The sequence below is a fragment of the uncultured Cetobacterium sp. genome (assembly GCF_945952365.1).
Classification (GTDB): domain Bacteria; phylum Fusobacteriota; class Fusobacteriia; order Fusobacteriales; family Fusobacteriaceae; genus Cetobacterium_A.
The window spans coordinates 39949-56153 of record NZ_CAMFHX010000016.1 but is presented as its reverse complement, the minus strand read 5'-3'; the positions used below and the strand labels follow the sequence as shown (position 1 = coordinate 56153).

Below are 16205 nucleotides of genomic sequence, written 5' to 3'. Positions count from 1 at the left end.
ATTTTTCAATATTTTTTGGATAAATTTTTTCTATAGTTTCCTTATATAATAAAAAGGGCCACTTTTTTCGAAGGTGACCTTTTTTATTTACACAACTATTTTCCTTATAAAAAAGGAAGTCATAAATTTTAACGAATATAGCAGTATGAAAATATTTTTTCAGGAGTGATGTGTTATGTTGAAAAAACTTTCTTTTTTAACAATGATTATGTTTTTATTCCTCAGCTGTAGTTCTCTTAACAGCCGAACTGTAGCAATCGACTCATACTCAACTTTAGAAGCTTATCCCGGTACCTACTATCTAAGTACTAATACTCCTGGGTTCCAACTACAACAAAAAGCTTTTGAAAACAATTTAGAAAGTATGCTAAGAACAAAGGGATATAGAAGAACCTCTAATCCTAAAGATGCTCTTTACAAAATTATATATAACTATAAAATAAATGGCCCATATACTCAATTTGATACTTACCCAGCACCAATAAGCCCATATTGGAGAGGTGGATATGGATTCAGAGGTCGACACGACGATCTCTTTTATAGCGATATCTGGTTCAACTCTATTGATACATCAACATACTTTGTAAAAACACTAGATATTTCTGCGTATACAAATGATGGTCGAGCAGTTTGGCAAACTATGAGTAGCTTAAAAAATAGTAATAACGACTTAAGAGATAGTTTCCCATATTTGATATCAGCTACGTCTCAATATATAAATGTAAATTCCAATAAAGTTGTGTATGTTAGTGTCCCAGAGATTAAAAATTAAACTAAAAGAGCAAAGTCAATTCTAATAAACTTTGCTCTTTTTATTTTTTTATTTTTACTTTTTCAAAGTCGCTTCTAAACTTTTATAAACCTCTCTTGTGGCACGAATATCCTCTAAAGCATCATGAGCATTCTCTAAAGAGACTCCAAAATATTTACACCATGTTTCTAGTTTATTATTTTCCAATATTGGTAAAACACCTATAACTTGAAGAGATTTCACTAAATTTAAAGTACACACATTCAATTTAAAGTTAATAAAACTTCCCATAAATCTATTTCCCAATCTATTGTAAAAATTAAATAACATTCTAAAATCAAAAGGATAGTTATGACAAATCATAATTAACTTATCATTTTTATCATATCTATCAACATATTTTAAAAATATACTCTCTAGCTCTTTCAATGCATCTTCTGGAGATTGCTCTTTTTGTAACTCTTCCAATGTAAAGCCGATAGTTCTTAGTGCATCCTCTGAAATATCCGCTTCTGCATGAGGCCTACATCTTATATTAAACCACTCTACAACTTCATTATCTATTTCAATAGCTCCAGCTATTTGAACAATTGCAGAGTTATCAGTAAGCCCTGTCGTTTCTGTATCTAAATACAATAACTTCATAATTTCCACCTCTTTTTTCATATTCTATCCTTAGAATACTATACTAAATCCAAAACTACAACAAAAATTAACAAAAATAAAAAAAAGAGGAACCTGAGCTCCTCTAGAAATATTATCTCTCTTCGTTTACGATTGCTTCGATTCTATCAACACATCTTCCGCAAGCTGAACCTGCACCTGTAGTATCTAATACTTCAACTAATGTTGTAGCTCCATTTTCTATCGCTTTTACAATTGTTCCTAATGTAACTCCTTTGCAGTAACAAACCATAGTATTTTCAGACATTTTTGACCTCCGTAATTCTTTTTCTTAATTATACATTATTAGTGTAGTATAATGCAAGATTTTTTTGAAAATTGCAAATATATATAAAATAAGTTATACTTAAAAGAAAATATTTAGGAGTTTTTAAATGAATGATATAAACCTTGGATTAAAAATAAAAAAATTTAGAACTGATCAAAAACTTAGTTTAAAAGAGCTTGCTGAAAAAATCAACTCTACATCTGCTCTTTTAAGCCAAATTGAGAAAGGAACAACAAATCCATCTATAAATACTTTGAAAAATCTTTCAATTGCCTTAAATATACCTCTATACAAATTCTTTTTAGAAGAAAGTTTTAAGAAAGTTCATATAGTTAAAAAGAATGAAAGAAAAGTTATCAAACCATCAAAAGATAGTAAAATCTCTTACGAAATTTTAAGTCCTGAACCTCAAACTCATATGGAGTTTATGATTTTAAATTTAGAGCCACACTCATCATCTAAAGGAATTGAGATTGGACATACAGGACAAGAGGTTGCTTTTGTTTTAAAAGGTGAAGTTATTCTAAATATTGAAGATGAATCTTTCTCTCTTTCTGAGGGAGACAGTATTAAAATTGAGAAGTTTGTTAAGCATAACTGGGAAAATAGAAGTTCTGAAGAAAGCAAACTTATTTTTGCTGTGACTCTTTAAACTTTATTCAAAAAAAATTAGGAGAGGTTAACCTCTCCTAACTAATTTAACTATTGCATAAATATCCCTTTAATTCCATTTGAAATCAGTTTTACTCCTGCAGACATTATGAAAATCTGCATAACTCTTGAAAGTACAAATAAAACTATCTCTCCTAAAACTTTATCTAACCAATCTGAAATTGTAAATAAAAACTTCATTATTAAAAATGTAACGGCTACAGCTCCTACAGAAATTATAAGACCAGCTTCCTTATGAATAATCATAACTGTAGAGATTGTTCCTGGTCCAACTAACATAGGAAATGTTAATGGTGTTATTGCATATCTTATCGCATCCTTTTCAGACATTCTATCACCTGAACTATCTTTCGAAACTCCAAGTCCTAAAAGATTTCTAAAAGCTACTACAATAAGTATCATACCTCCAGCAACTCTTAATTCATCCATACCTATTTTATACAGATATTTCATGAAAAAATCTCCGGCTATTATAAATCCAGTTACTATCCCAAACCCTGCAAGTACTATTGCATTATACATTTTTTTTCTTACTTCTGGTTTTTGATCTTTTGTCAATGTCATAAATAAGGGTACATTTCCAAACGGATTTAATATACCTATTATTGTAAGAACATACGTTAAGATATCCATCAATAAATCTTTTCCTAACATCCTTCACTCCTATAATATTTAAAGTTATACACTATATTATAAAAATATCTGTTTAAAGTAAAGTGTTTTTTAGAAAATTATTTTTTATTTTTTTAACCTACTTTATTTTCGATACAGACTTGTATTTCTGGTTGAATAATTTAATCTCTTCTTTTACAAACTCCTCATGATTTTCCCAAGTGATATGTTGTAAATCAATTGCTGGAGCTGGATATTGACCACACCAAGCTATAGCCTCTTCAGATAATTCAAATCCATACTTTATATAGTACGCACTCATATCTCTTTTTAAAATTTGAGTAGAGAATTTAGCAAAGTTATCTGCAGCTTCTTGGTTATCTCCGGCTCTATTCTCCTGCATTAAAGCATTCATCTTTTGGAAGAAACTATTATCTGTATAGAATAATCTCATTTTAAAGAAGAATCCTAGTCTATACCATACACTTAATCCACTTATAGGTTCTGGATTTTTTGACATTTCACTTATATGTGGTTTACATCTTAATGTCTTCATATATTCTTGTCTTGGCTGTTCAGCAAACCAGTTATTAGTAACCTCTCCAAATAGTCCCATTAAATAGTCATTTGAATCTAGTTCATGACCTAACTCATGACCTATAGCCCATGAATTTGCCATATTATATGTCGACACTGGAACCATCGGTCCACTTGATCCACTATAGGCTGTATAACCACCTGCGAACGATCCTCCTGCATGCATTGGATCAGAATTTAGTCCTAACCAAAGTAATCTTTTATATGGCATTTGTTGTTTAAAGTATCCATGAACATTATCTAAGTAGTGAATAAAATCTAAATACTCATCAAATATCTCAATATGTTTTGATAGATTTTCAGATTTAAATCCATTTTTTAGCCAATCAAACTTTATAGCTCCTATATATGTTTTACCTTCAACATAAGCTGTATTAGAATAGTGTCCCTCTTCTACTTCATTTAATATGTCATTCTTATCAAATAAATCTTTCGCTTTTGTATAACCATAACGATAAACTAAACCATTTTCTTTATTTAAAGAGTAGTATTCTATCTCTTCTTTTCTACTTCCTCTAAATATCATATGTCCTTGCTCTGGTATATTTATTATATTCATACCTTTACTCAATTTAAATGTTCTATTACTTCCTGGCTTTTTTGTATATGTCATAACTGCAACTTCAACATCTCTATTTAAAATAAATACATAGTCGGTATTTGGTTGAATGTAATGATGGCTTAGTACCATATTTCCTGTATTATTCGATACTGTTAAACCAAAGTAATGACTTGAATCCTCTTCAATAGATTTATAATTATAAGTTTTAATTGGGAACTTTCCACTATTTTTTAAGATCATAGTTGCAATTTCTAATTTTGCTTTTAAGAATTTATTCTCTTTAGTCATTGATTTTAAATGTTCAATTTTTTCTAAAGTTATATTTTTCTTTAAAACTTTGAATAAACTATTCTCTTCAAATAAAGCATTTACTTTAGCTTCTAATAAACTATAAACTTTAAATCCAACTTCACTAAATAAAATTATATTTGAGTAAGATGATTCTACTTCTATACAGAATTTTTTAGCTAATACTGGAGCAAAAGTAAGTGAAGTTACTCCACTTATTGGATTATCAGTTTCATAATCTCTTAAGTATATCCATTCTTGCTCTTCAAACTCTTTATAATATAGCTTCGCCTTATTTATTCTTCCATTGTTATGATTTACATCAACCCAGAACTCATTTATAACTTTAGGTTCTTCAAAGATAAACTCAACTTTTCCCATTTTTTTCGAACGGAAATATGTATCTCTATCGCCATCTAACATATTCTGCTCTGGATATAAACTACTATGTATTCCACAAAGAGAATTTGGAGTTATTAGGGCTTTGTCATAATCAATTCCTATATCATCTAAACAGTAGTAAGGGGTTTGATCAATCTCTATTGTTTTAATATAAGATGATTTCCAACTTTCAGATTCATCAATATAACCTATTATTAATTCTATATTATTTGTTAATATCTTTTCAAATTTAAGACTAATAGATCTATCATCTTTTTGAGTAACTTCAAAGTTTTCAATTTCAATTTTTTCTCCAAGAGTTGAAATATACTCTAATTTATAGTCAACTTTGCTTTCTAATAAAGCCTTATAGTTTACAACAACTTCATCTAATATAAAATTAAATTCATAGTTTAATTTATAATTTTTCTTTGTTACTTTCTGTAAGTATAACTCTTTTGCCTTTTTAATTTTCTCTTTATAAACTAAAGTAGTTGTAGCTTTATTTTGTAACTCTATTATTTCATCATAAGTTACTCCTTCTCTCAACTCTACAAGTTCTTCATTAGTAAATAAATCATCTATTGAAGCTTCTAAGTTACTGTGAATAAATAACTCTAACTCATTTATAAGAGCCCATCCATTTATAGAATCCTCAATTCTTAAACAAACTTCATTTGTTAAGTACGGTTTTCCTTCAACTGCTAACCACGTATCCTCATGAGTTTCAACTACATACTCTCCTAAATCTGTCCAAGTTTCTTCTAAATTTAAATCTTTTAATAAAACTCTGAACTTTTTAATAAGTCCAGACTCATTTGATCTAAAACTCTTAAGTCTTAATCTATCAACGAAATACTCTTTGTCTAGTTTAAAGTATACATCACAATAGTCAGTATACTGAGCACAGTGGAATTGTGAATTTATATTTCCATCAAACATATTACTTATTGGATAACCACCATTTGGATGAGTTGTAGAACATACCATTTTTTCATAAGGTATTCTTAAGTCAATATCTTCATCTATACAGAAATCTAGTTTATTCAGTGTATTTACAGAGATAGAGTTTATCTCATCTAATCCATACAATAATATTACTAAATTTTTTGCCACTATAGGTTCAAATACTAATACATATTCATCTCCTATAGCTGCACAATTTACATCTATTATTTTCTCAACTGAATAGTTATCTACATACTTTAATTTAGCTTTTGATATTCTACTTTCTGTCTTAAATCTTATTCTATTTAAAATTAACTCTTCAACTAAAGGAATCTCAAACTCTTTAAGTGGCAACTTATCTACATATAGTTGCTTTGCATTTGCAACTCTCTCTCTATAAGATGCTGTTCTTAACTCTCTTTCAAAAGCTTCTATCTCTTCTAAAGTAATTCCAGGCTTTAATATAGTTTCATCTTTGTCTAAGAATAAATCAGCTATTCTAGCTTCTATAGTATTATACTTAAATATATCCATTTCAGATATAACTATAAAGTTTCCATGTCCATTTTTTACCCTTATGCAAATCTCTGTTGCTAATACTGGATTAAACTTAGCTTCTCTATCGTCTCCAGATTCCTCTGTCAATTGATCGAATACTTTTTTCCAATCCTCTGCTTTACTTGTTTTATATAAAACTTCATATGCTTTTATTCTTCCATTTCCAGAAGTTCTTGTTCTCATTTGAACTCTATCTAATAAATAAGGACGATCCATTTCTATTACTAAATCTCCGTATGTTCCTGGTACATATCCTGTATAGTTTGAACTATGGAATGTTGTTGAGTAATCTCCATCAAATATATGACTTGGAGCATTATCGCCATGTTGACCACAGTAAGAAACAGCTATTAATAGTTCTTTATTTAACCTTACATCTATATCTTGGTTTTCATAGAAATCCTTTTGATTTAATTGTACTATTCTAATATTTTCTATCTCTGATTCTACAATATCACCACGAATAGATAGATTAAAGTCTTTTGAATATAGATGTGTAAATGTTAATAACGTCTCTGTTTCTTTAGTCTCAATATTTAAAATTTCTGATTTTTTAGTATGACCATGAGAATCAACATAACATATTTCTGCATCATATATTTTTCCTGAAGTTGTTATTTTAATCTGGTTTATTACTCTCTCTTCATCTATCTCTAAGTTAAACTTTACTGGCGATTTTTTATTTAAATATAACTCTTTAGCTTTTAATACTAACGCTCTATAATCTTCAGTTACAATAACTCTAGCTTCTAAAGCTAAAATCTCTTGGTAAGTCACGTTATCTTTTAGTATTTCACACTCTTCATCTTCAAATAGGTTTCTAATGTCTTGCTCTAAGTTACTATGGATAAGTAATTCTAACTCATTTATTAAAGTCCAACCATTTACAGAATCCTCTACTCTTAAACAAACCTCATCTGTTAAATATGGCTTTCCTTTTACTTCTAACCATTCATTTTGGTAGCTTTCTACTTTATAATCACCAAGTTCTACCCATTCATTTTCAGTGTTCATCTCTTTTAAGAATACCTTAAACTCGTTTATAAGTCCCGATGTACTACTTCTGTAACTTATAAGTCTCAATCTATCCATTAAATATGCTTTATCTAATTTAAAGAATATATCACAGTAATCCCCTGTTTGGTTGCAATGGAACTGTGAGTTTATATTTCCATCAAATAGATTACTCGCAGGATACGAGTTATTTGGCTTTTCTGTAGACACTGTTATCTTATCTGATGTCAATCTTAAATCTATATCTTCATTTATATAAAACTCTGATCTATTGTATGAGTTTGTTGAAATACTATCAACATTTGAAACCCCATAAAGAACTAATGAAGCTTTTGATGTTTCTACTTTTTTGATATTTAAAGTATAGATATTTCCTAATCCTTCAAAATCTGTTTCGATTAATCTTTCTACTCCATAAGTATCTGTATATTTAAAGTGAGCTCTCAATACTAATTCTGATGTTACAAACTGAATCTTATCAAAGATTTTATCTCCATCTAAAGGAATTGAGAAAGAGTTTTGCGGTAATCTAAGGATGTATAACTCTCTTGCTTTTGCCACTTTCTCTACAAATTCAGGAGTCACTAAGCTCTTAGCTTCTAAAGCTAAAATCTCTTCATAAGTTACACCCTCTCTCAACGTTTCATAGCTATCATCTGAGAATAGAGAATCTATTCTTTTTTCTAAATTACTATGAATAAATAGTTCTAACTCACTTACTAAAGCCCACTTATTTACAGAATCCTCAATTCTTAAGCAAATCTCATCTGTTAAATAAGGTGTTTCATTTTTTACATCTAACCATTTATTTGAGTACGACTCTACTGTATACTCACCTAACTCCGCCCAGCTATTTTCACTGTTCATCTCTTTTGCAAGAACTCTAAATTTGTTTATTAATCCTGATATACTACTTCTATAACTGATTAAGCTTAACTTATCAATTAAGTACTCTTTATCCAATTTAAAGTAAACATCACAATAACCTACATTCTCATATTGAGTACAATGGAACTGTGAATTTATATTTCCATCAAACATATTACTTATTGGATAACTATTATTTGGATGAGTTGTTGATCCTGTTATCTTATCCGAAGTTATTCTTAAATCTATATCCTCATCTATACAGAACTGTAATCTATCATAGTTATTTATAGATATATTCTCTATTTCAGAAACTCCATACATCACTATTGAAGCTTCTGAAGTCATAATCTTTCTTAAGTTTAATGTATAAAGTGTTCCATTTGATTCAAAACTATTTTCGATAACTCTTTCAATTCCATGAGCATCTTTATAGTTAATATCAACTTTTAAAACTCTTTCAGTTGTTGTAAATTGAACTTTATCAAATATCTTCTCTTCACTTAATGGTATTGCAAAATATGTCTTAGGAAGCTCTTTTATACATAACTCCTTTGCTTTTGCTACTCTTTCTATATATGAAGGTGTTACTAGTTCAGCTTCTAAAAGTTCTATCTCTTCTAAAGTAACTCCTGGCTTTATAACTGTCTCTGTTTCATCTGTAAATAAATTAGATATTCTTGCATCTATAAAATTATATTTAAATAAATCTAGCTCAGCTATAACTACAAAGTTTCCAGACCCGTTAGTTACTCTTATACAAACCTCAGAAGCTAAAACTGGTTTAAATGTTGCCTCTCTATTTATTCCAGATTCCTCTGTTAACTGTTCAAATACCTTTTTCCAATCCTCTGTTTTTGTTGTTCTATAAAGAACTTCATAAGCTCTTATTCTTCCATTTCCAGATGATCTAGTTCTAAGTTGAAGTTTATCTAATAGATAAGGTTTTCCTAAATCTATTACAAAATCTCCATGAGTTCCTGGTGCATATCCTGTATAGTTAGCACTATGAAAAGTTGTACTTTCATCTCCATCTATTGCATTTTTAGGAGCATTATTTGAATATTGACCACAAAGAGATGTTACTGCTAAATCAGTCTTATCTAATCTTAAATCAATATCTTTCTCTTCATAGAATTCTTTTTGATTTAATGGTATAATCTTTATACCTTGAATTGAACTTTCACTTATATCTCCATTTATTACTAAATCAAATTTATTTGTATAAAAATGATCAAATGTTAATAATACTTTATCTCCTGTAGTTTCTACTCCTATATTCTGAGCTACTTTTTCATATCCGTACTCATCTATATATCTAATTTCACTACTTCTAATCTCTTCAGTTGTTGTAATCTCTAAAGCATTCATTACATTTTTTATATTTGTTTCTATAGTAAAAACTAAGTTATTTAAATCCCTTAAATTATTCTGCACCCGTATCACCACCGTTTCCATTTACTAAGCTAGTATAACTTTCGTTAAATCTTTCTAACTCTAAAGCCACTAGCTCTTTATAATTTTCAAACGTAATCTCATTTATATCAATTTTTGGCTCAATATATGTATTACATTCAACTAATATATCTTTCTCTATCTCTACTCCACAAGCAATAAAGTATAAAGATATATCTCTTTCTAAAAATTCTGTTATCCATAAACAAATTTTACTTAAAACTCTATGATTACTCTGTCCAATCTCTTCTTTTTGTAGATACTTATAGATATAAGTTACTATTCTATCATTGTTTGAGAATAGGAATAACTTTGTAGCTAAAGCCTCTAAGTTTGTAGTTGGTATATTAATTACATCTTGATTTTTTAAGAGTAACATTTTCTTTACAAGAGTTTTTACAAAGCTACATATAGCTGGTCCGTAGATTGATTTTGAAATATGAATAGTTGAGAAAATCTCACTTAATTCATCCTTTACTAGATTTTCTATTCTATCTTGGAATAGGAATCCTAAATCTTTATTAAACTCTATATAAGCACCTTTATCTGTTGATTTTATCCCTGTTGTTCCCGATAAATTTTGCCAGAATACTCTTTTTAAGTTTGAAACTCTATAATCTGTTGTGTAAGATTGATTTTTATCTATCAGATGTGTTATATAATCTAAGGCATAGTCTAAATTAGCCATTCCATCAATAAATTGGTGCTGATTTAGATTAGTTAAAATCCAATTTACATCCCCTCTTATTATAAAGTTTTTAGTTTCTAAAGTTACTATGCTATTTGAATCTTTTCTACTTAATAACTCATTAACATCATACTCTCCAACTTTATAATGATCTTTTGATTTTTTTACATTATAAAGTGATAGCTCTATAGCTGCCGTATCCTCTCTTAATATAAAGATAGTTCCAAATATATACTTAGAATATATTAAATTTTTACCTTTTCTAATTTGAATTATATTCTCAACAGGATTATTTTGCTCTTCTGAAATAATACATAACTTTAAATCTCTATTACTTTCTATTAAATAGTCTGTTTTATTTTCAATTCTATACGGTGTTGAAAGTAGATCTATACAATTCTCAATTCTTAAAACATTCTCATAGTTTTCATAGTTAGCATCAATACCCTCTGTTTTAAAGTTGACAATCTCTAGATTATTATCATTTAACCACAGCATCTTAGCTTTCATACCTAACATACTATCTGGATAAATCTCTATTAATCTATTAATTGACCTTAGCTTTACATCATCCCTTACCTTTGTACAACTCATATCAGTATATATTTTCTCTAGATTTTCTTTTATTTCAGATTGATCTGTACATATATCTAGTTCATTTATTACAATCCAGTTTCCGTAACTCTGATTTACCCTAATACAAATCTCCTCTACATATATATCTTGGAACTCTGCTAGTCTCCATCCTTTTGATGTGTTCACTTCAGATGTAAACACTCTTTTCCAACTAGCTGATTCTTTAGACTCCTTATAAAGAATCTCATATTGTTGAACCATACCATTGCTCGCTGTTGGATGCCATGTTTTAAACTCTATTTTTGAGATAATTTCAGGTTTCTCTAGTAATAAATAAACATCACCATATCCTACACTACTACTAAATTTATTTGAGTGGAAGTACGTTGATTCATCCTCATCTAACATTAAGTCAGGTGTGCTATTTCCATATGTTGACACACTTGATGTAGCTGTGATTACATTTTTAGGAACATATCTATTTGTATTTATATCCTTAACTTCATTTATTCCATTTAAAACTATCCATGCATTAGATGTTATTATTTTATCTGTACTTATCGTGTATATATCTCCATCTTTTTCAAAATTAGGAGAGATTACAACTTCCTCGTTATTACTATCTAAATAATTTAAGGTTACTTTTAACACTCTTTCTGAAGTTGTAAATCTTACTTTATCAAATTTTGTTTCAGTTGTTAGTGGAATCTCAAATATATTTTTTGGCAATGATATAACATATAAATCTTTTGCCTTAGCTAATTTCTCTCTAAATTCTTCAGTTGTTAAAACTTTTGATTCTAACTCTTCAATCAATTCTAAGGTTACTTCTGGCTTTAAAGCCTCACACTCTTCATCTATAAACAGATTGTTGATATCTTCTCTTAATTTACTGTATATCGAGAGTTCTAATTCATTTATTAATGCCCAGCTATTTACTGAATCCTCTATTCTTAAACATACTTCGTTTGTCAAATAAGGTTTATTTCTTACTTCTAACCATTTATTTTGGTAAGTTTCTACTTTATACTCACCTAATTCAGCCCATTTATTATCTGAATTTGTATCTTTCAATAAAACTTTAAATTTATTCATAAGACCTGACGTGTTACTTCTATGACTTATCAATCTCAGATTATCAATTAAGTATTCTTTATCTAATTTAAAGAATACATCACAATACCCTCTATCTGTATACTGCTTACAGTGGAATTGAGAATTTGTATCTCCATCAAACATATTACTTATTGGATAAGATGTATTTGGATGTGTTGTTGTAGCCTCTATTTTATCGTAAGGTACTCTTAAATCAACATCTCCATCTAAACAAAACTCTGATCTATCATAGCTATTAGTAGTTATCTCACTGATAGTTTTTACTCCATATGTCACTAAGTAAGCTTTTGAAGTCATTATTTTATTTATTGATATTGTATAAGTGTCTCCAATCAATTGAACTTCACTCTCAATCAATCTTTCCACTCCATAAGTATCTACATATTTTATATGAGCACCTAAAACTTCATCAGTTGTTTTAAAATTAATCTGATCAAATATCTTTTCAGCTGTTAATGGAATTTCAAAATATTTTCTAAGCATTCTTTTTAAATACATAATCTTAGCATTTTCAATTCTTTTTAAGTATGACTCAGTAGTTAGCTCTCTTTCTAAAGCTTCTATATCCTCTATTGTTACCTCATCTTTTAGGTCATTTTCAGTTTCATCTAAAAATAGATTAGCTATTCTTTCTTCAATTAAGTTGTATTTAAATATATCTACTTCATAAATCATTACATACTTATTTTTCCCATTTGTAACTCTGATACAAATCTCTGAAGCTAAAACAGGTTTAAAGAACGCCTCTCTATCATCTCCTGATTCTTCAGTTAATTGAGTGAAAACTTTTTGCCATTCTTCATCTACTGACGTCTTATAAAGAATCTCATAAGCTAATATTCTTCCATTTCCTGTACCGTTACTATTTGATCTTGTTACCATTCTTACTCTATCTATAAGAGTCTTTTTTCCTAAATCAATAGTGAAATCTGCATAATTACCACTATATCCAGCACTATGGAAATAAGTGTCTAGACTATTATCAATTACACGGTCAGCTGAATGACTTGCGTGTTGACCACAATGAGATGTTGCAGTCATCAACGACTTATCTAGTCTCACATCAACATCTTTATCTTCGTAAAATTCATTTTGATCTAAAGAAATTATGCTTATACCTTGAATCTGCTCTTCTAGTATATCTTCATATAATTTTAAATCAAATTTCTTAGCATAAAAATAATCAAATACTAATTCAACTTTTCCATCTATAACTTGACTATTCAACAGCTTACTTATTTTTTGATGCCCATAGTTATCTATATATGAAATCTCTGCAGATGTAATAGTTTCTGATGTTGTTAATTGAATCTTATTCATTACATTTTTTATATTTGTTTCTATCGAAAAAACTAAACATATATCTTCATTTTTTATATTAGCTCTCATCTCTGCTCCCTTCTATTTTGTACTTAGCTCACTATACTCCTCGTATGCTACTGCAAACTTCCAGCTTTCAGCTTCTGATATTTTCAACATAACTTTTAATTCTTGAGAGTATATCTCATCGAAATTTAAAATAATATGTTTTCCATCTTCTAGGTCTATTAAAGCAAATCTATCTATTTGAAGAGTCTCTCCAGATAAAGTTTTACTATATAACTTAAAATCAAAAACAGATTCTAACTTCTCTGTAAAGTTTAAATTTAAACTATTTATTCTTAAAGTTGGGTTTGTTTCTAAAGTATATTCTAAATATTGGATATCTGAAGTTAATATCTCTTTAGCTTTTTCTACTTTCAATTTATACGCTATTGAAGAAACTATATTCTTTTCTAACTCTAAAATATAATCAAACGTTACAAAATCTGATAGTGTTGTGCACTCATTATCTCTGAATAAGCTATCTACTCCTAATTTTACTTTACTTATTTTATAAGCTTTTAAGTTTTCTAAAGCACTCTCTTTAGATAAATTGTTATATGATCTATATATAAACTCTTTTACCAAGTAACCCTTTCTTGATTCTAAAACATCTGCATCCTCTTTAAATTCAACATAGTTTCCTGAAAGCATATCTTTTATAAAGATATCTGCTCTTGATAAAGTTTTGAACTTATAAATTAACTCCTCTTTATCTAAAGTTATAATATAATCTGTATAAATTCCATTTTGAGTAGTTTTAACTTCGGATATTCTTTCAAAAAGAGCGAACTCCTCTTCAGCATCATTTTCAACAACATAGTTATTCACACTGAAGATATTTGTTTTAACTTTATAACCTCTTTCGATTCCATGAACTTTCAATTTTGCTTTTGTTGCGTATATTTTTTCAAAAGTTACAGTAACCTCTTCATCATCTATTTTAAAAGCACAATCTCTTCTTAAAATATCTCCTGTAGGATTTTCATATATTAGCTCTACCTTATAAGGATTATCTAATGTTATAAATCTAATCTGGTCAAAAATTTTAGGTTCTGTAAAGTTTAAATCAAACTCTTCAACTAAGCTATTCTGAATGAAGAAAGATTTAGCCATTTTTACCTTAGATATGTATTTACCATCTTCTTTCACTCTTGACTCTATATCTAAAATCATCTCAAAAGTCACATCTTCTTTTAAACTTGTATATGTATCATCTCTAAATAAATTCTCGACCTCTTCTTCAATGCTATTATACTGATCTACCTCTAAATATTTTATATAGCTCTGTCCAGATTGACTTGTTAATTTAATCTCTTTGGTGAAATATTTTTGTGGGAATTTCAATCTATTGTTCTCAATTTTTCCTATTTCCACATACTCTTTACTTTCAGCATTTTCATCCCAAGATAAACGACTACTTCTTCCTGTATCTTTAACAAAAACTTTTACCTCTTCATTTGTTAGAAGCCTTACTTCACTTAAAAGATACTCTTGAGTAAGAATTAATGTATCTTTTGGATTTTGCTCTGATATAAAGCTATCTTCTAAATTAATGGTATTTTCAGTTTCCTCTCTTAAATAGAAATTCTCTAAAGGAAGTATTTCAACTCCTACTACCTCAGCTTCATTCGTTCCATAGATTAACAGCTCAGCTTTAGCTGTATGCACTCTTAATCTTCCTGCAAACTCCTCTACTCCAATTGTAATAACATCATCAACTTTATTTTCAACATACCAATAAAGTCTTTTTACTCTTATTACACCTAAAGAATCTACATATCTTAAAGTTGCTTTTATCATATCTCTGCCAGCTTTAAAACTAACTCTATTTATAATACTTTCTCCAGTTAATGGTATCTCTACTACCGTTGGACTTAACGAATATTTTTCAATAAATAGGTCGCTTGCAACCTCTAACATCCTCATATAATCCTCTGTATAAATAACTCTCTCTTGAAGATTTACAATCATATCTTGAGTTACATCAACTGCTAGTTGAGATCTATTATTTTCTAAAAACAATCCAAATACTTCATCTTTTAATGATCTATATTTTAAAATTTCAATCTGTGATATATATATCTTATTTTCTCCACTTTCAGAAACTCTTATACAAATCTCCTTAGCTAAAACTGTTTCAAAAATACAACTTTTTCTATTAAACTCTTCATTTGATTTTGAGTAAATCTCTTTCCACTCATCTCCTGAAAAACTTCTATATAGTAATTTATAAGCTTTTATTTTCCCCTCTTCATCACTATTCGTTGTAAACTCTACTCTATTGATTAAAGCACTCTCTCCTAAATCAATAATAAAATCAATATCTTCATCAGATGGATTTTTTTGACCTAAGAAATATGTATTTATATTTCCATCTAAAGCTTTATCAGTAGTATTATTTTCAACTATATTAGCTGTTGAAGATGCCATCATATTAGCTCTATCCATCGCTGTGTCTAAGAGGCTTTCATGTGGAACATCCTCTCCGAATTTGAATTGAAGCTGATCCTCTTCTAGAACTTTGATATCTCTTATATTTTCATAAGAAACATCTGTTCCATAAACTGTTAACTCATACTCATTCCCATAAAAAGCTTCAAATTTTAAAAGATTTTTTTCTCCTAAAACCTCCACACTTTTTAATTCATTTAGTAATGTATTACCATAAGAGTCTTTTGTTTTTACTGTTGCATTTATAACTCTACCAGATGTCTGTAACTCAATATCTTTAGCTACCTTTGATCTAGAAAAGTTAAATTTGTATATTAACTCTTGATACATATACCCTCCTTGTAAATTTTAT

8 protein-coding genes are annotated in these 16205 nt (G+C 28.7%); 2 read left to right on the top strand and 6 right to left on the bottom strand.

What is annotated here, in order from left to right; all coding sequences use genetic code 11:
• The first annotated feature begins 175 nt into the window (after nt 1-175).
• Nucleotides 176-772 carry a hypothetical protein gene (locus tag Q0O83_RS07335; RefSeq protein ID WP_294095727.1) on the top strand — a complete coding sequence of 199 codons (597 nt, stop codon included), beginning with the start codon at nt 176-178 and terminating at the stop codon, nt 770-772.
• A gap of 54 nt (nt 773-826) precedes the next feature.
• Here the strand turns inward: Q0O83_RS07335 and Q0O83_RS07330 are convergent, their stop codons facing one another.
• The gene (locus Q0O83_RS07330; RefSeq protein WP_294095725.1) at nt 827-1396 is read right to left on the bottom strand and encodes a 3'-5' exonuclease; all 570 of its coding nucleotides are present in this window, start codon (nt 1394-1396) and stop codon (nt 827-829) included.
• A 112-nt stretch (nt 1397-1508) separates the two neighbouring features.
• A complete protein-coding gene (locus Q0O83_RS07325; protein ID WP_294095724.1) occupies nt 1509-1682 on the bottom strand; it encodes a (2Fe-2S)-binding protein in 174 nt (57 codons plus the stop codon).
• A gap of 127 nt (nt 1683-1809) precedes the next feature.
• Between Q0O83_RS07325 and Q0O83_RS07320 the strand changes: the two genes are divergently transcribed.
• Nucleotides 1810-2355, top strand: coding sequence for a helix-turn-helix domain-containing protein (locus Q0O83_RS07320; protein ID WP_294095723.1), 546 nt, complete (start codon nt 1810-1812; stop codon nt 2353-2355).
• 50 nt (nt 2356-2405) lie between these two features.
• Here Q0O83_RS07320 and Q0O83_RS07315 read toward each other — a convergent pair whose 3' ends face one another.
• The 4 genes from Q0O83_RS07315 to Q0O83_RS07300 form a co-directional block, all read right to left on the bottom strand.
• Nucleotides 2406-3029: a MarC family protein gene (locus tag Q0O83_RS07315; RefSeq protein ID WP_294095722.1), complete on the bottom strand. Its 624-nt coding sequence runs from the start codon at nt 3027-3029 to the stop codon at nt 2406-2408.
• 97 nt (nt 3030-3126) lie between these two features.
• Nucleotides 3127-9639, bottom strand: a complete 6513-nt coding sequence (locus tag Q0O83_RS07310) for a discoidin domain-containing protein (RefSeq protein WP_294095721.1) — start codon at nt 9637-9639, stop codon at nt 3127-3129.
• On the bottom strand, nt 9629-13426 hold the full coding sequence (locus Q0O83_RS07305) for a discoidin domain-containing protein (RefSeq protein ID WP_294095720.1): 3798 nt from the start codon (nt 13424-13426) through the stop codon (nt 9629-9631). The genes Q0O83_RS07310 and Q0O83_RS07305 overlap by 11 nt, the downstream gene beginning before the upstream one ends.
• A gap of 12 nt (nt 13427-13438) precedes the next feature.
• Nucleotides 13439-16183, bottom strand: coding sequence for a discoidin domain-containing protein (locus Q0O83_RS07300; RefSeq protein WP_294095719.1), 2745 nt, complete (start codon nt 16181-16183; stop codon nt 13439-13441).
• Nucleotides 16184-16205: the final 22 nt, after the last annotated feature.